The organism is Anaerolineae bacterium, assembly GCA_013178015.1.
Classification (GTDB): domain Bacteria; phylum Chloroflexota; class Anaerolineae; order DRVO01; family DRVO01; genus Ch71.
The window spans coordinates 1-18,524 of record JABLXR010000047.1 but is presented as its reverse complement, the minus strand read 5'-3'; the positions used below and the strand labels follow the sequence as shown (position 1 = coordinate 18,524).

The window sequence follows — 18,524 nt, the reverse complement described above, 5'->3', positions numbered from 1 at the left end:
CGCGTTAGCTCAGCTCCCGATCCGCCTCGGCCAACAGGCGCTTGAGTTGGCCTCGCTTTCCCTCGTCCAAAGGACAGCGATTGGGGGCCGTCTTGAGCAGCCGCAGAGCCTTGGTCCGGGCATTGTCCAGCATAGTCCGCTCATCGCCCACCCAGGCCATGGGCACGCGTCGGTCCAGCAGTTCCGGGATCCATTGCGTAGAGCGGAAGTGCCGCGCGGTGTGCTCGGTGTCCAGGAAACGCGCCCCCTGTGGGGCGATGTCGGCAATGAGGTCTTCAGCCAGCGACTCCTGGTCCACTTCGAAGCCCTTGGCGAGGTGAGTTACCGCGCTCACCAACTCCATGTCTAGCATGAGCTCTACCACACTACCTACATCGGCCGTCGCCAGGGTGGCCAGGCTGCCGAAGGAGCGAGCGCCAGAGAGGAACCCAAAGCCGAACCCGAAGGCTCTCTCCATCATGCTCTGCTCGCCTGGGCGCTTGGCCGAGGTGTAGGTGGGTACGGGCGGTTGGTGGCTGCCGCCGAAGAGAGCATCGGCCACATGGTTGGCGGCGCACGTGAGCCTGATCACCTCCGGTGCCCACTGGGCGTGGGTGCCCGTCTTCATGTCCACGCTACACGGCGAAGCCGTCCAACCCGCCAACCGCCCGTCCAGTGCCAGGGAGAAGGCGTTCGCGCCTATCACCTCAGCCGTGATAAGCGCCAGCGCCCCCGCCGGAGTCACTGGTGTGGCCATCCCTGCCACCGGCATGGAGCCGAAGCTCAGCGGCCGGCCAGTCAGCTCGCGCAGCCGCATGGCGGCTGCGATCGCCTCGCGCGAGAGCATGCAGGGCGTGTTGATCCATGCCTTGGCCGGGATCAGGTCTCCTGCGAGGTCTGCCTTTGCCTGCTGCCCCGATCCATGGTAGATGGTGAGAGCTTCGAGGAAGTAGGGCAGCACCTCAGGTGAGTACGCCGAGACGCGATAGGGTTTGTCACTGTTGAGCAGGATGGTGACGAAGGAATGGAACTCAGCGGTCTGGAGGGGCACGTCCTGGGGGATGAAGGTGGGGTGGGTGCGGCCCAAGCGGGGGAAAGCGTTGACAACCCGGGAGAAGGCTGCCTGGTCTTCGACCGTGGCGGGGCGCAGCTTGTCCGTCTCCGGATCGCAGCACCAGAGGGCCTGGCCGGAGACGGAGAAACGCAGTTCCGGGGAGAGGGACTCACCGTCACGCGGGGCCGGTGCCGATCGGCGCAATTCCTCAGCGGCGGCCAGCGTCCTGTCCACCACCGCCCGGTTGGGCATCACCTTCTTGCCGCTCACGACGAAGCCGAAGGTGGTGACGGCATCGTAGAACTCATCCGGAGCATCCACCGTCCAGGGGATGCTGGCAGCCAGGCGCGCGCCAGCTTCGATGACTCCTTGCACGTCGGCCTCGTCGAAACGGCTGGTCGCGGGACGTATCCATTGGAAGGGCATATGACCTCCGCGGCCGCGGCTTCCCGCCTGCGGCTCCGATGTCGTTAGCTGAGGTTTGAGCTCACCTTGCGACTACTTGCCACCCATGCCAGTGAGTGCGATCCCCTGTACGAAGTACCTCTGGCCCAGGAAGAACACAATGATCACGGGGAAGACCATCAGTGATGCACTGGCGAAGACCAGATGCCACTCAGCACCCCAAGTTCTCTGATAGCCGGCTACTCCAAGGGCCAGGGTGTAGTTCTCGGTGGAACGGAGGTAGATTAGCGGGCCCATGAAATCGTTCCAGTGACTCAGGAAGTTAAAGATCCCCACTGTGCCCAGGGCCGGTTTCGTGAGCGGCAACATGATCTGTCTCCAGATCCGCCATGAGTTGGCTCCATCCATTCGGGCCGCTTCGTCCAGGTCCGCAGGAATGGTCATGTAGAACTGGCGGATGAGGAAGATGTTGAATGCACCACCACCGAAGAAGGCCGGGACTGTCAAAGGAGCAATGGTATCCACCCAACCCAGCTGTTTGAACATGACGAAGGTGGGGATGAGGGTCACGATTCCGGGAAGCATCATGGTGGAGAGGAGAATCACGAATAGGCGGTCCCTGCCGGGGAAGCGTAGCCGGGCGAAGGCGAAAGCGGTCAGTGACGACGAGATCAGAGTGCCGATGAGGTTGAGAGCACATATCATGACGGTGTTCTTGAAGAAGGTGCCGAACGGGAGGAGCGTCACCGCCAAGACGTAGTTCTCGAAGTGTACCGGGCCCGGAATCCACTTGGGGGGGAAGGCAAACTGGTCTCCTGGGCCCTTCAGAGATGACGACACGAGCCAGGCAAGGGGCACCAGGAAGGTGATGCCGACGGTGACGAGGAAGAGGTGCATGAAGATCTCGAACAGAAGATGCCTTACCCGGCGCCGCTGGTGCCAGGGCACAGATGTCTGTCGAGCACGTCCGCTTGGCAATGATTCTGCGATCTCCATTGCCTTACTTCCGGAGTTCCTGCTCATAGAAGACCCACCTGTCGGCCAGCCTCAGCTGAATCAGTGTAAGAGCCATGATAATGGCGAACAGAATCCAGGCGAGTGCTGAGGCGTAGCCGATCTTGAAGTACTCCCAGACATTGCGGTACAGGTAGAGCACATAGAACAGAGTGGCGTTCCTGGGGCCTCCTTCGGTCATTATGTAAGCACTGGTGAACACCTGAAACGAGCCTATGAAGCCCATGATCAGGTTGAAGAAGATTACGGGAGTGAGCATGGGCACAGTCACATGCTGGAAGCGCCTGATGGTACCTGCCCCATCAATGCTGGCCGCCTCATACAGAGTCTGCGGGACATTCTGCAGACCAGCCAGGAATATGATGCAGCTGCTGCCTATCCCCCACAGGTTCATCAACATGAGCGAGGGCTTGGCCATGCGAGAGTCCCAGAGCCAGTTAGGGCCCTGGATGCCCAAGAGGGAAAGGAAGGCGTTCATCACCCCGAACTGGGGGTGCAGGATCCAGATCCAGACTATGGCGTTAGCGACTGAGGGAACCACAGATGGGAGGTAGTACCAGGTGCGGTAGAGGGCCTTCCCGTGGATATCGGTGTTCAGCAGGATAGCCAACCACAGAGCGTTGACCAGGTTAATCGGCACGCCGATGAACGTGTAGAAAGCGGTGTTGCCCAGGGACTTGGCCAGCAACTCGTCGTTGAGCGCGATCCTGAAGTTGCCTAGACCGGTCCAGACGGCCGGCGACATGATGTCCCACTTCATGAACGCCAGAATCGCCGACGCTACCATGGGCCCCGCGGTGAAGAGGACAAGGCCCAGGAGCCATGGGGTGATCATGACGTAGGCGTCGAGTGCCTCCCGACGTCGCAGACCTCGGTATCCTGTGCCTGCGCCCGACAGCCCCTGTCCAGCGGTCATCGGTGTCCTCCGCGCTAGCTACTGAGCGAGAAGGGGCACCGGGTATTGCGGCGCCCCTTCGGCTCGACTTGTGCTCTGCAGCCAAGCGTGTAACCCAGCCCTAGCTGGCCAGAATCTCGTTCGCCTTGGTGACGATGTTGGGAATGGCCTCGTCTAAGGTGATCTCACCGAGCTTCACACCCTCGATCTCGGACCGGTAGACCTGGTCGACCTCATTGTGACGACCGGGCAGCAGGAGGTTGCGGTGCATCGCCACGCTGGCGCGATAAACACCGATGTCCTCACCAGGAGCGAGAACGGCCACGAAATCCTCAGAGTCGAAGATGCTGTGAGTGAACGGCATGCTGGACTTGAGCAGCGTCTTCTGGCAGTCGTCGCCCACCAGGAACTGCAGGAGCTTCCAGGCTTCCTCCGGGTGAGGCGAGCCTCTGGGGATAGCGAATCCATCCCAACCGCCTCTGGTGAACCGGCTACCGCGCGGCCCCACCGGCATGGATATGCAGCCCAGATCAAGGGGATTGTCCCTCGCAGCGTTGAGGTAGAAGCTGACACGAGCGCCCAAGGTGTATGCCACCCTGCCACTGTTGAACCCGTCCGGGTAGGTGGCGGCGACGGGCCCGGCAGGGGCCACCTTGTGAACAACGAACATGTCCGCCAGGTACTGCAGCGCTTCCCTAGCTTCCGGCTCATCCAACAGGCACCGCGTGAGCGCCTCATCGTAGACATTGCCGTCGGCGGACCATATCCAGGCGCACACCCACGTCAACCGCTCAATGTTGATGCTCCAGACCCCAAGAGTGGCCTCCAGGCCCTCGCCGCCGGTGGCTTTGAGCAGCTCCTCCAGCAGCGTAGTCCAGTTCCAGTTCCCGGCCGACTCGAGCTCGTTGGGGTCAACCATGCCCCGCTCGCCCAGGAACCCCTTGTTGTAGACGAAGAACTGGGTATTGCAGCCGTAAGGGAGACCGTGTATGTCTCCCCGCCAGGAGAAGACGTCCAGTGCGGCGGGGAAGAGGTTGTCCGAGTCGAAGTTGTCCCGTACCATCCATTCGTTCACCGGCAGCAGCGCGTCCCGGCTGGCTAGGGCAGTGTAGAAGTTCGGGTGCACGTACCAGACATCGGGGAAGGTGCCGGCGGCGATATCGGCCAGAGTCCGCTGCTCATAGCCCGTCGTTCCGCCGGGGGTCTCCTCAGGCAGGACCTTGATCTCATCGTATAGCGCTTCGAACAAGTCAAACATCTCGCGTTCGTTGTAGCCCGGGGCATAGGGAGCTCTCAAGGTCACAAACCCGGTCGACACCTCCTTGACGGTCTCAACGATCACCGTCTCCTTCACGATCTGCGGCGTGCCCTCCACGATCACGGTCACTTCCTTCTCGATGACCTGGGGGGTGGCGGCCGCGCCGCAGGCGCTCAGCGCTGCCATGCCCGCGGTCATGGCTCCCAGACCGAGAAAGCCTCTTCTGCTCAGCTTGCGCGACATGCTCTGCCCTCCTGCCTGCCTCAGGTAGTGCGGCTCGGCCAGTTACACCGGCCTCTGCATTCATCGGGACGGACACCCTTTGCCTGCTTCTTCACCTCCTCGCCAAGAGTATGCCACCGTTGCACCGTCACACGACGCTCACGCACCCGAAGGCGCCCGCAAGGCCGCTTGCATAACGTAGTCCGCCAGCAGCGGCGTGTACCGTAGCACGTAGTACACCGCGCCCACGGCACCTGCGCGCGAGCCCAGCCGGGTGGGCACGATGTCCACGTGGTTGTACAGGTACGACAAGGTGTGCTCCCGCAGGGACTGCCGGATGGCCTGCATCAGGGGCTCCCCCGCGGCGCTCATGGGTCCCCCGATCACCACCACGTCCGGGCTCAGGAGGTTGACCAGCCCGGAGACCACCACCCCTATCCGCTCCCCCGCCTCGCGGATGACCGAAAGGCAGGTAGGGTCGCCGGCACGGGCGGCCTCGAGCACGATGGTGCCGTCAATGCGGGACAGGTCACCCCCCACGATGTCGTGGACCACGCTGGGTTCCCCTCGCTTGAGCAGTCGGCGCACTCGGCGGCTGAGCGCGGGCATGGAAGCCACAGTCATCAAGCAGCCGCGGCTGCCGCAGCCGCACAACTCCCCGTCCGGCACCGCCAGTATGTGTCCGATGGCCTCCCCGGCACCTACGCTTCCCCAGTAGAGCTCCCCGGCCAGGATCATGCCGCCGGTGACGCCGGTGCCGAGGCGGATGTAGACGACGTTCTGCCGGCCTCGGCCTTCGCCCTGCTCATACTCGCCCAGCGCCCCCATCTTGCCCCGGTTGGCCAGGACGACGGGCACTCCCGTGCGCTCCGTGAGCATGGGGCCCAGGGGAACGTCGTACCAGTCGAAGTCGTAGGCTGCCCGAATCACCCCTTCGGCCGGGTCGGCCAGGCCTGGGGTCCCCACGCCGATGCCGAGCAGGCGCCCGCGAGCGATTCCCGCCTCGGCTAGGAGAGCTTCCATGCCAGCGCCAATCATGTCCACGTAGTCAACTGGCCGGGCATGGAGGCCGGGCGAGTCCAGCTCGCTGTCGGACAAGATGCGGCCGCCGGGGTCGGCAAGGACCATGCGCAGCTTGGTCAGCCCCAGCTCCACCCCACCTACCACCACTGCCCCAGGTGTGAAGGCAAAGGGGACCGCCGGCCGCCCCCGCGAGTTGGGGTAGCCGCGGTCCTCCGCCTCCTGGAGCAAACCCACCTGAACACAGTCGTCCACCACGCTGGACACCGTCGTCTTGGAGAGGCCCAGGTCCCGTGCCAGGCGGGCGCGGCTAGTGGGTTGGCCCTGGAGGCGAACCAGCCGGTCAAGCACTGCCCGCAGGGTGCCGGCCCTCCCCCGGGAGAAGCGATCCTCACCCACCACGCGCGGATATCTGGAGCGTCGCGTCTCCTCCGCCATGGATCGTGTGCTTTCGTCCATATGGAGACGAAGTATACCGGTGCCACCCCCTTCTGTCAAGCCTATCCGCCCGTTGACGGCGATGCGAGATGCTGATACACTCTGGTTTAGTTCATAGCTGGACCAGCGCCCGACTACGGCGGGGCCGGCGACTGGGGGAGTTGCCCATGGTGCCCACGATCGTCTCTACGATGCGCGATGAGATGTACGACCTGGTCTTCACCCTGACAGCGGAGGAACGGCTCCGGTCCTTCTCCCACTTCCACCGCTATCAGGGCGCGGCCGACGCCGACGAGGACATTCTCATCTCCCTCCTGCAGGGCGCCGATGCCGCCATCACCTGCTGGGGCGTCAGGCTCACCGATCGGGTCATCGCAGCGACGAACCTCAGGATCATCGCGCACGCCGCCGGCTCGGTGAAGGGTTTCCCCTCGGCCGTGTGGGAGCGGGGCATCGCCGTCACTCACGCCGCTCCTGTCATCGCGGTGGCGGTGGGGGAGATGGCCCTGGCTCTCACCCTGGCCTGCCTGCGCCACTTCCCCGCTCATCAGGAGGCTTTCCGCCACCGGGGGCTCCGGGGCGACCCCTCCATCCAACCGCGACTGCTGGCCAACCGCAGCCTGCATGGGTTGAAGGTGGGCATCGTAGGTGCCTCCGCCACCGGGCGGGAGTTCCTGAAGCTGCTCAAGGCCTTCGGGGACGTCGAGGCGTGGATCTACGACCCTTATCTGTCTCCCAACGAAGCGGAAGCGCTGGGTGTTGCCAAGGCCGAGCTCGAGGACCTGCTCACCCAGTGTGACGTGGTCTCCCTGCACTGCCCCTCCCTGCCCGAGACACACCACCTCATCAACGCCAGGACGGCTTCCATGCTCAAGGATGGCGCCGTCCTCATCAACACCGCCCGCGGTGCTCTGGTGGACCATGACGCCCTTCTGCCCCACCTCCAGTCGGGTCGTATCTCGGCCGGGCTGGACGTGTACCTGGAGACCCTCTCGGGCGAGGAGGCGGTGGCCCAGAGCCCCTACCGCGACCTCGACAACGTCGTCATCACCCCGGGCATCGCCGGTCCGGCGGGCACGGTCACCAAGCGCATGAGCCTGTTCGTCGCAGAGGAGCTGGAGCGCTTCTTCAGCGGCAGGCCCCTACACAAGCAGGTCACCCGCGAAGCCCTGGACCACATCGCCTGAGGGAGAGCCTTCGGATATGGAATCAGACGTGCGCGTTCTGGAGGTAGAGACGTCGTTCACCCGGTGCCGGGCCCGCTCCCCCATTAAGTTCGGCGCCGTGGTCATGGACTCTGCCGTGCTCTTCGAGGCTCGGGTCACGGTGGAGAACGGCCGGGGTCGCAGGGGCAGCGGTTGGGGAAGCATGTTCCTAGCCGATCTGTGGGCCTTCCCCAGCGCCGCGGTAGGGCACGAGGAGGCGGAGCGGGCCATGGTGGAGCTCTCCCGGCGTTGCGCCGCCCTGCTGGCCAACTATCACGGCAGCGGGCATCCTCTCGACATCGCCCGGGAGGTTGAGCCGGGCTTTCACGAGCTGGCCGAGAACCTGAGTGCTGAGTGGGGCCTGGCGGAGCCTCTGCCAGCCCTGGCCACTCTGGTGAGCGCCTCCCCCCTGGACGCCGCCTTGCACGACGCCTTCGGTCTGGCCAACGGAGTGGACACCTACCGGACCTACGGCCCGGCGTTCATGTCCCATGACCTGGCGCATTACCTGGGCCCCGGACATGAGGGGCTATACCCGGAGCATTTCCTGCGGCGTTCGTTCGCTCCCAAGGTGCCCGTCTTTCACCTGGTGGGGGGCCTGGACAGACTCACCCGGAGCGAGCTGCGCGGCACTGAGCCCGACGATGGGCTACCCAACAGCCTGGAGCAGTGGATCGAGCGCGAGGGCCTCTACTGCCTCAAGGTGAAGCTGCGCGGGAACGACCTGGTGTGGGACGTGGAACGGCTCCTGGCGGTAGATCGAGTGGCGCAGGAGGTCCTGCGTGCCCACGGTCGCCAAGAGCATTATCTCACCGCCGACACCAATGAGGTCTGCGACACTCCCGACTACGCGATCGAGATGCTGGCCCGGGTTCGCGAAGCTTCGGCGGACACGGCCCGCCGCATCCTCTACGTGGAGCAGCCCACCCAGCGAGACCTGTGGCGCTTTCCCCACGACATGCACGGACTGGCGAAGATCGTGCCGGTCCTGGCCGATGAGAGCCTCTACGACGACGAGCTGTTCGATCGGGCTCTGGAGCTCGGCTGGTCCGGTCCGGCTCTCAAGGCCTGCAAGGGGCAGTCTCACACTGTCCTGTGGCTGGCCAAGGCGGAGCACCTAGGTCTGCCGTACTCCATTCAGGACTTGACCAATCCTGGCCTGGCCCTGCTCCAATCGGTGGGACTGGCGGCCCGCAGCCATCCTCTCATGGGGGTGGAGTACAACAGCCGGCAGTACTTCCCCGACACCTCACCAGATGTGCAGGCCGCCCACCCTGATGCCTTCCACGTTCGCGGGGGGGAGGTGCGGACCGAAAGCTTGAGGGGACCGGGGCTCGGGTTCTGCATGGACCAGGTGCGGCGCCAGTTCGCAGTTTGACCGGTGTCAGTCACGACTCGGGTTTGCGGGTAAGGTTGCAGCAGCCTACTATAGTGGGCGCGCCGGTGGTGAGCTCTGCGGCCGGTGCTGTGTCCATCTCGGGAGCGGGGGAATTCCTCAGTGTTGCCGTTGGCGGTCTTGGCCCTCAGCGGCGCCGTCGCCGGTGCGCTGGGGGCCATGTTAGGAGTGGGGGGTGGCTTTGTCATCGTTCCCGCTCTGTCCATCTTGTTCGGTGTGCCGATGCACACTGCCGTGGCAGCGGGCCAGGTGGGTGTGGTGGCCACTTCGACCGTGGCCAGCCTGCACTACCTTAGGGAGGGTCTGGTGCATCTGCGCCTGGCCCTAGCCCTACTCCTTGCGACAACTCTAGGAGCGGCCACTGGCGCCGCTGTGGGCAGCAAGCTCGATGCGCGCTACCTTTCGGTGGTGTTTGGCGTGGTCCTCCTCTACGTGGCCTGGCGCATGATGGGGCAGAGGTCGCGCTTCGATGACGGGGAGATCACGGTGCACAACTGCCCGGTGAGCCGGTGGTGGCTGGGCCACACGGGAGCCTACGTAGGTGGAGCCCTCTCCGGGCTCCTGGGGATTGGAGGAGGGGTGATCAACGTCCCTCTCTTTTGCCTGGGGATGCGCATACCTATGCGCCTCGCCACGGCTACGAGCGCGTTCTTGGTGGGCATCACCGGAGCCACGGCGGCTATCGTCTACTACTCGCGAGGGCATACGGACCTCGTAGTCACTGGAGCCACCGTTCTGGGTGCTTTAGCCGGCGCCGCTCTGGGGGCCAGGGTCGCCACCCGCATCAACGCCGGCTACCTCCGCATCGCCTTCGGTGCCCTGGCAGCCTACACGGCGATCGTGATGATTGGCCGAGGCTTGGAGCTGTCGCTGTGACCACGGCCGGTGCTCGAGGCAGGGATCATGGTGCGCTTGGGGACAGCCTTCACTGCGGTCTCAGAACCATCCTGCAATGGGGGACCGCTGTTGCCCTGGCGCTGACCCTCGTCGGTGTGGTGCTGAAGGCGTCCGCTGGGCAGCCTGAATGGGGCGCCGCGATGGCCATGCCGCTGAGTGAGTTGTTCGGGCGGGGCGCACTATTGACCATCGAGGGGATGCTCAACCTGGGGCTGCTGGCTCTGCTCACCACGCCGGTGCTCTGCGTGGTGCTGGCCGCGATATGGTTCGTGCTCCGACGGGAGTGGGGCTACGGAGCGGTCTCCCTCGCGGTGCTGGTGGTCATCGCCACCAGTCTGTTGACGTCGCCGTAGCGCGAGCCGGAAGGAAGCCTAACCCGAGGGGGTGGCCTCGATGGGCCGGCCACCCAAAGGCGTGGGGGTGGGTCTTCGTCCCTCCACCGTGACCTCATAGTTCTCCACCGGCCACGCGATGGGCACCAGGCTCACCTGGAAGACGGCCCTGCTGCCTGGGGGCACGGGCTCCAGCGGCTCTCGCCCGGCCCCGATCACTGCGCCGTCGCGTCCGTACAGGGTAACCACGACGAAGACGTCCAGGGCCGTCTCTTCCCCCAGGTTGCGGACCTTACCCATGACCACGAAGGTGCGGTCGTAGACGGCGCGACCGGTAGATTCGGCCACCGACAGGGCCTGGTGCACCAGACGGGCCGGCACCTCAGGCAGGGCGCGGATGACGCGAGCCACCGCACGCTGGTAGGGTGGTGCTTCGCCTATGACCACGGCGAATGGAGCTCTGCCTCCACCGGCGATCACATCCGCCATGGCCGCAGTGGTGATGCTCGCCAGGACGCTGCCACTACCGTCCTGCAACTCCACCTGGACCGTCACCTCTTCCACGCCCTGCGGACTGTCGTTCACTACCTCACCGAGGACGACGGCCAAGCCAGCCTGGGTGCGGACGTCGGCCTGGGAGGAGACGTGTACGGGCATCGGAGTGGGGGTGGGTGTGCTCCTGTCGCCTTCGCCGCTGGCAGCCGGGATGATGATCTCCTGGCCGATCTGCAGCAGCCGAGGGTCGGTGATGCCATTGACCTCCTGGATCTCGGAGGCGGAGACTCCGAAGCGCGCGGCGACCTCGACCAGGGTATCGCCCTGCTGGATAGCGTAGACGATGGGCGTGGGGGTGGCCGTCGGAGTGGCGGTCGACGTCGGAGTGACCGGCTCGTCCGTCCAGGTGGGAAGAGTGGTGGCCGTGCCCGAGGCGGCGGGGCGCCTGGGGGCGGTTGACGTGCCATCGCGACCGGGGTCCCCGGCGCCGCAGCCCGGGAGGGTCCCCGCAGCGAGCAGAACCAGCGCCGTCGCAACCGCGGGAGCCAGGCGCCTCATAAGCCGATAGGGGCCTCGACCCACACTGTGCCCAGGGAGCAGGCGAGGGTCTTCAGGCCAACTGTCTTGGTGAGACGGCGCCCCCCGAGAACGACGCCGAGCTCCGCTTCCTTCACGGGATGGCACACCGTGCGCTGCAGCTCTCCGCGGGCTACGGCGCCTGCGACGCTCGCGAGCGTCTGGCGGGTGCGACCCACGGCCTTCCCGGAGGTTGTGGCTCCCCGGGAAGCCCAGGCCGCAGCTGGCGAAGCTAGTGGTTCCCCCATCCGATGGCGCAGTCGGTCGAGAGCGGTGCCGGCAGGCGCTCCGGCAGAGAGCCCAACGAGCCGGCCCCCGGCCTGCCGCAGCCAGGTTTCAGGCGTCAGGCCGAGCACTCTGGCCACCTCCACGCTCTTCCCCACTTCTGGGTGGACGTCGGGCAGAAAGTGGACGGCATAGAGCGAGACCCGGGCGCGGAGGAGCCTCAAGAAGCGCAGCCGGCGGGCACCGGTCACCATGACAGGCTTATCCTAGCAACACCGTGAGCGGTTGACAGCAGATCCAACCTGGCCGGAGCAGCCTCGGTGAAGGTGCCCCGATAGGCGCCGACCGCGAGCGGCACACAATACACCTCTCGTAGCCCCTCCAGCGGGCGGCCGTTGTTCGAGCGGTCGTCGTGGTCTAGAATCTGAAGGTATCCGTCCAGGCACGAAACAAGCCGGTCGAGGTCCATGCAGAACTGACAACCTTGCCGGAATGGGCGCCATTGTAGGCGGGCGGCCGTCCCGCCGCAAGGACTGCGCCACCTTGCGCCGGTGCCTTCGAGGCCGAGCCGAGGCCTTCGGGGGTCATCGGCCATTGCAGGCTGGGAGTGAGAACGTGGAACACGCACTACTGAGCAAGTGTCCTGTCTGTGAGGGAAACCTGCTGGTGACCGGGCTCAAGTGCCGTGACTGTGGCACGGTGGTGGGGGGATCCTTCTCGCCCGGGCTGTTCAGCCGACTGGACGGGAGCCAAGCGGAGTTTCTGCGTCAGTTCGTGTTCAGCCGCGGGAATCTGCGCGAGATGAGCCGGCGGCTGGGTGTGTCCTATCCGACTGTCAGAGCGCGGCTGAATGACCTGGTGGCGGCGGTGGAACTCGAGTCGGAGCTGCGCAACCGGTGATCAGTCCTGCGGGAGGTCTCGGCGATAGGTGAGCGGCGCCGCCGCACAGCGCCTGCCCCTCGAGGGCATGACTGAGCTCGCTCTGCGTCTGGTGCCTCCTGGCGACCTCGGAGACAGTGGTGCTGTCTCGGTGATAGTTGAGCCTGTGGCAGGGGAAGCCGCCTGGCTCGAGGTCTGCCCCCCAGAGGCTGAGGGTGCGAGCATCGAGTTGTCCCGAGGTGCGACTGCTTTGGCGGCGCTGGTGCGACCTGCTGCCGGGCGGGACGGTCGGGTTAGGCTCGGGATTCCGGCTCACCTGACAGCGCTTGCCCTCGAGCTGGACCGGGGTTCGGTGGAGGCCTCCGGGCTGGAGTGTCGGAGGCTCTCGGCGCTGGTGAAGAGAGGGGACATCCTTCTGCGGCGGTATGGCGGGTTCCTGGTCGCGTCGGTGGGCCGAGGCGCGCTCAACCTGGAGGGCCTGAAGGGCGAGACGCTGGCCAGCGTGGGGTGGGGACAGGTGAGCTGTTTTTCGTGCGGGGGTGTCCTGCGCCTGCATGTCGGAGACGGCTCCCTAACCATCAGCGACTTTCGGGGAGCGACGGTGGAGTTGCGGGGGGAGAAGGCGTCGGTGAAGGCAGCTAATGCCGAGACCGACTGCCTGGCGCTGGAAGGGCGCCAGATCAGCGCTGACGTGGAGACGGCCATCGCTAGACGGCTGATCGTGCGGGCCGAGCAGCTGGATCTGAGCTTCCGCGGTCTGCTGGGCGACGGCGAGCATCGCGTGACTGCTGAGCAAGGGTGCGCCCGGCTGGTGCTTCCGGAGACAGCCCCCCTGAAGTTCGATCTCTCTACCGGAGGCGGTAACCTGCGGTGTGCCTTCCCCGGCATTGAGGTGGGGCGGCGCGGACGGCCCAGCAGCGGGGGGCGTCGCCTGGTGGGCCGATGGATGCGGGGTACCGTCGAGCTTGGCGTGAGCTTGGGGCGGGGCGACGTCTGTCTACTCACCTACCCGGTCGGGGCAACGGGCGCGAAGCAGGGGATCCAGTCGCCGCAGCAGGCCGGCGGGACCATCGGCCGACAGGGCCACCACTGAGAGAAAGGCACCGGCGGTGTCGGCGGCGACGTCCGCCCAGTCAGCCATGCGGCCGGCAACGAACGACTGATGATACTCGTCGCTGAGGGAGTATAGGAAGCACAGCCCCAGCACCACGAGCGCCTGCTTGCGGGAGAGCCATCCCCCCCCGGCAAGGGCAGGGCGAGCCATGAGAACTGCTAGGACGGCGTACTCCCCTGCATGGGCCGCCGCCTTGACCGTCCGGTCGAGCCATGTCTCGCCGATGGTGGGCAGGGTCGGCTGAGCCGACACCACATAGATGGCAGCCATCCACAGAAGGACCGGCCCCAAAAGCGCCGCCTGGCGCAGCAGGCTTACTCGCGTTCGGCGCCTATCCCGCGTGAGGAGACCGCTCGCCGATAGGCGTCCTCTACTTGATTGGCCAGGTTGCTCCACAGGTACTCCTCTCTCAAGCGCTGGGCAGCGGCTTGGCCCAGCCGTTCTCGGCGAGGGGCGTCAGACAGCAGCGATTGGACCTCGCTTGCGCACTGCTCCGCGTCCAAGGGAGGGGGAACGAGAACCCCAGCCCGGCCGTAGTCCAGGTAGCGGACGTTCTCTCCCACTGCCGAGGCCACGATGGGCAGCCCGAGCGACATCAACTCCAGAAGTTTGACGGAGCTCTTGGTCCGGGCCACTAGAGTGTCCTCGAAGGGTACCACCGCCACGTGCGCGGCGGCTAGGTAGGAGGGTAGACGGTCGGGCTGCACCCAGCCGACGTACCTGAGCGCCTGGGCCAGACCGGCCGAACGGGCCTCCGCCGCCAGTTTCTCTTCCTCACCGGCCAGGCCCCTGCCTACCACGAGCAATCCGACCTCGGGGCTCGATCGGCGGAGGGCGGCCATGAATGCGACGGGCCACGAGGGCGCAAACTCGGCGAAACGCGTGTAGAGGAGTATGGTCTGATCCGTTAGGTCGTGGCGGCGGCGCACTTCCTCTACCTCTTCCGGCTTGGGATGGGCGAGGGGAGCCGTCAGGCCGTTGGGCACCGCGAACACGCGGGATGGCTGCACCCCCAGGCTCCAGACGATGGAGCGCAGTTCCTCGCTGGCCACGGTGACCGCGTCGGCGTGACAGTAGCACCACCGCTCCTGCCAGGATCCAGCCGCACGCGCCCAACCAGGGAAGGGGCGTCGCTCGTTCCAGCCGCCGCCTCCCTCCCAGTCGTCGCCATCAACGACGAGGGGCAGTCGGCGGCCGGGCAATACGGTCCGAACCACGTTGAGCTGGGCTACCCCGGCCGAGAAGCCAATGGGCTTGAATGCGTGAATCAGGTCGGGCTGGAACCGGGCCACTGCCCGGGCCAGCCGAGCCAGGACGGCCAGCGGTCCCCCCGATAGGCTTACCTGCTCCACCGGCACCCCGCGTGCTTCGGTGGTGAGTCCGGCGCTATCGGGGTCGTCCCACGGCGGGACGAACACCCTAACCTGCTTGCCTCGGCGCTGTAGCTCTAGGGCGATGGGCACGGCGCGGGCAGCGACGGTTGCCTTCGGTTGAAGGCCGAAGGTGCCAACCAGAGCCACGCGCGACACCCTTTTGCCCACAATGGCCGCGAGTATACGGGAGCCCTGAGGCCCGGACAATGTGGGCGGCCGCAGACACTCTGAGACGGCGGCGCTGTGCATGCACTCAGACCGGCAACCGGTCACGACGGTGGGACTTCGCCGCACGGCCCTGGGCACGGCGGTGCCTCGGCAAAGCTCAGCGCCCGGGCTTCACTGGCCACGAGTCCTCATCAGCGGCGTGCAGCCCGGAGCAAGTACGCTCAACTTGAGCCGTCTGGTGCGATCGGCGGGACTGGCCATGAGAGGGAGAGGGCCTATAATGGAGCGGCTTTGCCCAGCCGCTCGCATGGTGAAGACGATGTCCAGCAGACCAATCACGATAGTGATGAGCGTGACGCTGGCAGCCCTTGTGGTTGCCTGTGGTTCTGGAGGGGCCCAGCCCACTGTCGGGCCCGTCGCCCCGGGGCTGACGCCTGCCGCCCTGCCCACCAGCCGCCCGCCCTCTGCCACCTCCACGCCGACACCCACGGCGACCGCCACTGCCACTGCGACACCATCGCCAGTGGCCCTGTGGATAGACCCGTCGGTGCCTGCACCGGTAAGGGCGGCAGTACTGGGAGCCAACGAGCTGACGGTGGTGGACAGCGCTGACGAGGCCGAGGTGCTGCTGCGGCCGGCCTCTGAGGGTCCGGGGCCGGAATGGGTGCTGGTCCCGGTGGTGCCCTTCGCCACTATCGCGGACGATATCTACTGGGACGATGTGCTTGCCTACTGGGCTGGGGAGGGGGAGGCTCTCACATACTTAAGCGGGGACGGCTCCGTCCCTACCCTCATGTTGACGGCTGCGGTGTACGATGCTTTGCGGGGCCTGCTGGGTGAGCCGGGGGAGGCGGTGCCCATCCTGGTGACCGAGGAGAGCTCCATAGTGGATGAAGCCTGGTCTGCCCGCCCAGCCGTCTGGGGCATCGTGCCCTTCGATGAGCTCGAGCCGCGGTGGAAGGTGCTGCGACTCGACGGCGTGAGCGCGCTGGAGAAGGGGCTGGCCGACAAGCCGTGGCCGCTTAGGCTGCGATACGACGTCACCGGGCCTCGGGCCCAGGAGGTGCAGCTGCCCCAGTACACTAACCGGGATGAGGTACGGATGACTCTCCTGGTGATGACCGGGGTGACGGCGATGGTGCGAGGCACTGCCGCCAGGATGGACCAGTACGGAGTGCTGTATCCGGCAGAGCACATCGCGGAGTTGATGCAGTCGGCCGACATTGCTCACATATCGAACGAGATACCTTTCGCATCTGACTGCCCTCCGGGCAACATGCACCAGGAGAGCCTCGTGTTCTGCAGCGCTCCGGAGTATATGGAGCTGCTACGCCACCTGGGCACAGACGTAGTAGAGCTGACAGGCAATCACTTCCAAGACTGGGGCTCCGAGGCCACCATCGAGACGGTGCAGATGTACAAGCGGGAGGGATGGCCTCACTACGGCGGAGGGGTGGACCTGGAGGACGCCCGTCGCCCCAAGTTCACCGCTCGGAATGGCAACTCCTTCGCGTTCATGGGATGCAACCCGGTGGGGCCGGAATACGCCTGGGCGACCGAGAACCGCCCGGGTGCTGCTCCCTGCGACTTTGACTACATGCACGAGCAGCTAGGCGCCTTAAAGGACGCGGTGGACATACCAATCGTTACCTGGCAGTACTGGGAATTCTACCATTACGAGCCGACCCCCCAGCAGCGCGAAGACTTCCGTGGGATGGTAGACGCGGGGGCCAAGATCGTCAGCGGCAGCCAGGCTCACCATCCTCAGGCCTTCGAGTTCTACAACGGCGGTTTCATTCACTATGGATTGGGCAATTTCCTCTTCGACCAGATGTGGAGCCTGGGCACGCGCCAGCAGTGCGTGGACCGACATGTGATCTACATGGGCCGCCACCTCTCCACCGAGGTACTGACTTTCATGCTGGAGGACTATGCTCAGCCGCGGCCGATGACACCAGAGGAGCGGGCTGAGTTGTTGTCGTCGTTGTTCGCTGCCTCAGGCTGGTAGGGGGCGAGCACATCGCCGGCTTCGGCGCCGATCAGAGCCGGGGCGCCCAGCGCGTCCTGTATCTGGTGCAGGGTCATGCCGTCCAGAGTCAGAGCGCACTCCTGGTTGAACATGGCGCGGGGTAGGCAGACGGTGGTGCCCGCGGGCACCCGACCCAGTGCTGCCACTAGATCTTGGCCCGTGAGCAGCCCGGAGACGGTTACCGTCGGGCCCAGCGTCTCATTGACCACGGCCGTCACCTGCACATCGGCCCCCATAGCCCGCATCTGCCCAGCGATGGACTGCCACAGCGGCTCGATGAGAGTCCCACACACCACCAGGCGCGTGCCTTCGGGTGGGGGGCATGTGGCCAAAGCCCGGCGGTCTGCCTCCCAGGTATCGACAAACAACCGCACTGCTCCCACTCCGTTCTCCGCTTGAGGGAAGCTCTCGTAGTAGGGTGCACCCGGCAAGTCGATGCCTCCCATGAGGAACCACTCGTCCGAGGCGTACACAGTGCGGCGCCCGAGCCGGGCGGCGTAGCGGCGCCGCCACTGGCGCACCTGAGCGATGACTGGCTCGACTTCCGCGGGGGTGAAGGGGTACAGGTGCGACGGGGCGCGCCCGGTCAGGCCCACGGGTACCACCGACACGCTCAGGCAAGACTCACCCAGTTGTAGTAGGTCGCCCAGGGTGCGGTCCAGGTGAGGTCCGTCGTTGAGCCCAGGGACCAGCACCACCTGGGCGTGAAAGGCGATGCGGTGGCTGCGGAGCCACAGCAGCTTGTCCATGAGCGGGATGCTCTCCCGCACGCCTAGGAGCCGGTCGCGCACTGACTGATCGGTAGCATGCACCGACACGTAGAGAGGGCTCAACCTCTGCTCGGCCAGCCGACTCCAGTCATCTTGCTCCAAGTTTGTGAGGGTGACGAAGTTGCCATAGAGGAAACTGTAACGGTAGTCGTCGTCCCGAACGTAGAGCGAAGGCCGAAAGCCGGGTGGCATCTGGCGGACGAAGCAGAAGGGGCAGCGGTTGCGGCAAGTCCGCAGGCCGTCGAAGAGAGCCGACTCAAACTCTACCCCGAAAGGCTCGCCTGATCCGAGAGCCACCTCCAGCAGCAGATGCTGGCCCGCGCGTTCTACGAGCAGGGTGAACTCGTCGGCGGCGGTATAGAAGCGGAAGTCGAGGACGTCACGGAGGGAGCGACCGTCCACGGCGAGCAACACGTCGCCCGGCTGGAGCCCAAGCTGATGGGCCGGGGAGCCGGGCGACACGCGAGCGATCTTGCCCCCGGGCGCGCGACCGGGGGCTGGGGCCGGAACGGGATCACTCCCGGCGGTTCTTCCGCCGCTGATAGTCACGGTATATGTACATCAACTCCTTGTCGAAGAGCGCGCGCTTCAGGTCCACGGCCATCTCGCGCGCCAGGGCCAGGATCTCAGCCGACTCCTCCTGAGTGAGCTCGACGCCGAACTCCTTGAACTTGTGGTAGATGGTATGGGACCCGGAGTGCTTGCCCACTACCAGCTGCCGCTCCAGCCCCACTTCTTCCGGGCTAAAGACCTCGTAGTTCTGGGGATTCTTGAGGACGC

At 65.6% G+C, this 18,524-nt stretch carries 18 protein-coding genes; 7 read left to right on the top strand and 11 right to left on the bottom strand.

All coding sequences use genetic code 11. The annotated features are described in order from the left end of the window. Positions 1 to 4: 4 nt before the first annotated feature. The 5 genes from HPY83_15995 to HPY83_15975 all read right to left on the bottom strand — a co-directional run bounded on the left by HPY83_15995 (position 5) and on the right by HPY83_15975 (position 6,285). Positions 5 to 1,459 (bottom strand): hypothetical protein, encoded by a 1,455-nt coding sequence (locus HPY83_15995; protein ID NPV09448.1) that lies wholly within the window; start codon positions 1,457 to 1,459, stop codon positions 5 to 7. Positions 1,460 to 1,531: 72 nt separating this feature from the next. Then, positions 1,532 to 2,335 (bottom strand): carbohydrate ABC transporter permease, encoded by an 804-nt coding sequence (locus HPY83_15990; GenBank protein ID NPV09447.1) that lies wholly within the window; start codon positions 2,333 to 2,335, stop codon positions 1,532 to 1,534. 103 nt (positions 2,336 to 2,438) lie between these two features. Then, entirely contained in the window at positions 2,439 to 3,368 is a 930-nt protein-coding gene (locus HPY83_15985; protein ID NPV09446.1) for a sugar ABC transporter permease, read from the bottom strand. Positions 3,369 to 3,468: 100 nt separating this feature from the next. Continuing rightward, positions 3,469 to 4,848, bottom strand: a complete 1,380-nt coding sequence (locus HPY83_15980; GenBank protein NPV09445.1) for a sugar ABC transporter substrate-binding protein — start codon at positions 4,846 to 4,848, stop codon at positions 3,469 to 3,471. Between the two features lie 138 nt (positions 4,849 to 4,986). Further along, positions 4,987 to 6,285, bottom strand: a complete 1,299-nt coding sequence (locus HPY83_15975; GenBank protein NPV09444.1) for an ROK family protein — start codon at positions 6,283 to 6,285, stop codon at positions 4,987 to 4,989. 167 nt (positions 6,286 to 6,452) lie between these two features. On the opposite strand from HPY83_15975, the gene HPY83_15970 reads away from it, so the two are divergent. The 4 genes from HPY83_15970 (at position 6,453) to HPY83_15955 (ending at position 10,136) form a co-directional block, all read left to right on the top strand. After that, positions 6,453 to 7,472 (top strand): hydroxyacid dehydrogenase, encoded by a 1,020-nt coding sequence (locus HPY83_15970; protein NPV09443.1) that lies wholly within the window; start codon positions 6,453 to 6,455, stop codon positions 7,470 to 7,472. Positions 7,473 to 7,488: 16 nt separating this feature from the next. Further along, complete coding sequence (locus HPY83_15965; protein ID NPV09442.1) at positions 7,489 to 8,868, top strand: hypothetical protein; 1,380 nt, start codon at positions 7,489 to 7,491, stop codon at positions 8,866 to 8,868. 120 nt (positions 8,869 to 8,988) lie between these two features. Then, on the top strand, positions 8,989 to 9,762 hold the full coding sequence (locus HPY83_15960; GenBank protein NPV09441.1) for a sulfite exporter TauE/SafE family protein: 774 nt from the start codon (positions 8,989 to 8,991) through the stop codon (positions 9,760 to 9,762). Then, entirely contained in the window at positions 9,759 to 10,136 is a 378-nt protein-coding gene (locus HPY83_15955) for a DUF1634 domain-containing protein (protein NPV09440.1), read from the top strand. Before HPY83_15960 ends, HPY83_15955 begins: the two co-directional genes overlap by 4 nt. Before the next feature lie 18 nt (positions 10,137 to 10,154). On the opposite strand, the gene HPY83_15950 is transcribed toward HPY83_15955, so the two are convergent. Both HPY83_15950 and HPY83_15945 read right to left on the bottom strand, forming a co-directional pair. Beyond that, positions 10,155 to 11,168, bottom strand: a complete 1,014-nt coding sequence (locus HPY83_15950; protein NPV09439.1) for a LysM peptidoglycan-binding domain-containing protein — start codon at positions 11,166 to 11,168, stop codon at positions 10,155 to 10,157. Then, the gene (locus HPY83_15945) at positions 11,165 to 11,665 is read right to left on the bottom strand and encodes a hypothetical protein (GenBank protein NPV09438.1); all 501 of its coding nucleotides are present in this window, start codon (positions 11,663 to 11,665) and stop codon (positions 11,165 to 11,167) included. Before HPY83_15945 ends, HPY83_15950 begins: the two co-directional genes overlap by 4 nt. Positions 11,666 to 12,026: 361 nt before the next feature. Between HPY83_15945 and HPY83_15940 the strand changes: the two genes are divergently transcribed. After that, the gene (locus HPY83_15940) at positions 12,027 to 12,311 is read left to right on the top strand and encodes a DUF2089 domain-containing protein (GenBank protein NPV09437.1); all 285 of its coding nucleotides are present in this window, start codon (positions 12,027 to 12,029) and stop codon (positions 12,309 to 12,311) included. A 28-nt stretch (positions 12,312 to 12,339) separates the two neighbouring features. Next, complete coding sequence (locus HPY83_15935) at positions 12,340 to 13,383, top strand: hypothetical protein (protein ID NPV09436.1); 1,044 nt, start codon at positions 12,340 to 12,342, stop codon at positions 13,381 to 13,383. On the opposite strand, the gene HPY83_15930 is transcribed toward HPY83_15935, so the two are convergent. Both HPY83_15930 and HPY83_15925 read right to left on the bottom strand, forming a co-directional pair. Further along, positions 13,288 to 13,695: a VanZ family protein gene (locus HPY83_15930; protein ID NPV09435.1), complete on the bottom strand. Its 408-nt coding sequence runs from the start codon at positions 13,693 to 13,695 to the stop codon at positions 13,288 to 13,290. The two genes, HPY83_15935 and HPY83_15930, sit on opposite strands and share 96 nt — an antisense overlap. Before the next feature lie 23 nt (positions 13,696 to 13,718). Further along, positions 13,719 to 14,924, bottom strand: coding sequence for a glycosyltransferase family 4 protein (locus HPY83_15925; protein ID NPV09434.1), 1,206 nt, complete (start codon positions 14,922 to 14,924; stop codon positions 13,719 to 13,721). Between the two features lie 340 nt (positions 14,925 to 15,264). Here HPY83_15925 and HPY83_15920 point away from each other — a divergent pair, with 340 nt between their 5' ends. Continuing rightward, positions 15,265 to 16,953: a CapA family protein gene (locus HPY83_15920; protein ID NPV09433.1), complete on the top strand. Its 1,689-nt coding sequence runs from the start codon at positions 15,265 to 15,267 to the stop codon at positions 16,951 to 16,953. Here the strand turns inward: HPY83_15920 and HPY83_15915 are convergent. Both HPY83_15915 and aksA read right to left on the bottom strand, forming a co-directional pair. Continuing rightward, a complete protein-coding gene (locus HPY83_15915) occupies positions 16,881 to 18,206 on the bottom strand; it encodes a DUF512 domain-containing protein (protein ID NPV09432.1) in 1,326 nt (441 codons plus the stop codon). The two genes, HPY83_15920 and HPY83_15915, sit on opposite strands and share 73 nt — an antisense overlap. 52 nt (positions 18,207 to 18,258) lie before the next feature. Further along, positions 18,259 to 18,524: homoaconitate hydratase (gene aksA, locus HPY83_15910; protein NPV09431.1), on the bottom strand; the 266-nt coding region annotated here is incomplete at its 5' end.

Coding starts and splice junctions, on each gene's coding strand:
- HPY83_15995 (NPV09448.1), bottom strand. CDS start 1,459: ATGCCCTTCCAATGGATACGTCCCGCGACCAGCCGTTTCGACGAGGCC.
- HPY83_15990 (NPV09447.1), bottom strand. CDS start 2,335: ATGCACCTCTTCCTCGTCACCGTCGGCATCACCTTCCTGGTGCCCCTT.
- HPY83_15985 (NPV09446.1), bottom strand. CDS start 3,368: ATGACCGCTGGACAGGGGCTGTCGGGCGCAGGCACAGGATACCGAGGT.
- HPY83_15980 (NPV09445.1), bottom strand. CDS start 4,848: ATGTCGCGCAAGCTGAGCAGAAGAGGCTTTCTCGGTCTGGGAGCCATG.
- HPY83_15975 (NPV09444.1), bottom strand. CDS start 6,285: ATGGCGGAGGAGACGCGACGCTCCAGATATCCGCGCGTGGTGGGTGAG.
- HPY83_15970 (NPV09443.1), top strand. CDS start 6,453: ATGGTGCCCACGATCGTCTCTACGATGCGCGATGAGATGTACGACCTG.
- HPY83_15965 (NPV09442.1), top strand. CDS start 7,489: ATGGAATCAGACGTGCGCGTTCTGGAGGTAGAGACGTCGTTCACCCGG.
- HPY83_15950 (NPV09439.1), bottom strand. CDS start 11,168: ATGAGGCGCCTGGCTCCCGCGGTTGCGACGGCGCTGGTTCTGCTCGCT.
- HPY83_15945 (NPV09438.1), bottom strand. CDS start 11,665: ATGGTGACCGGTGCCCGCCGGCTGCGCTTCTTGAGGCTCCTCCGCGCC.
- HPY83_15920 (NPV09433.1), top strand. CDS start 15,265: ATGTCCAGCAGACCAATCACGATAGTGATGAGCGTGACGCTGGCAGCC.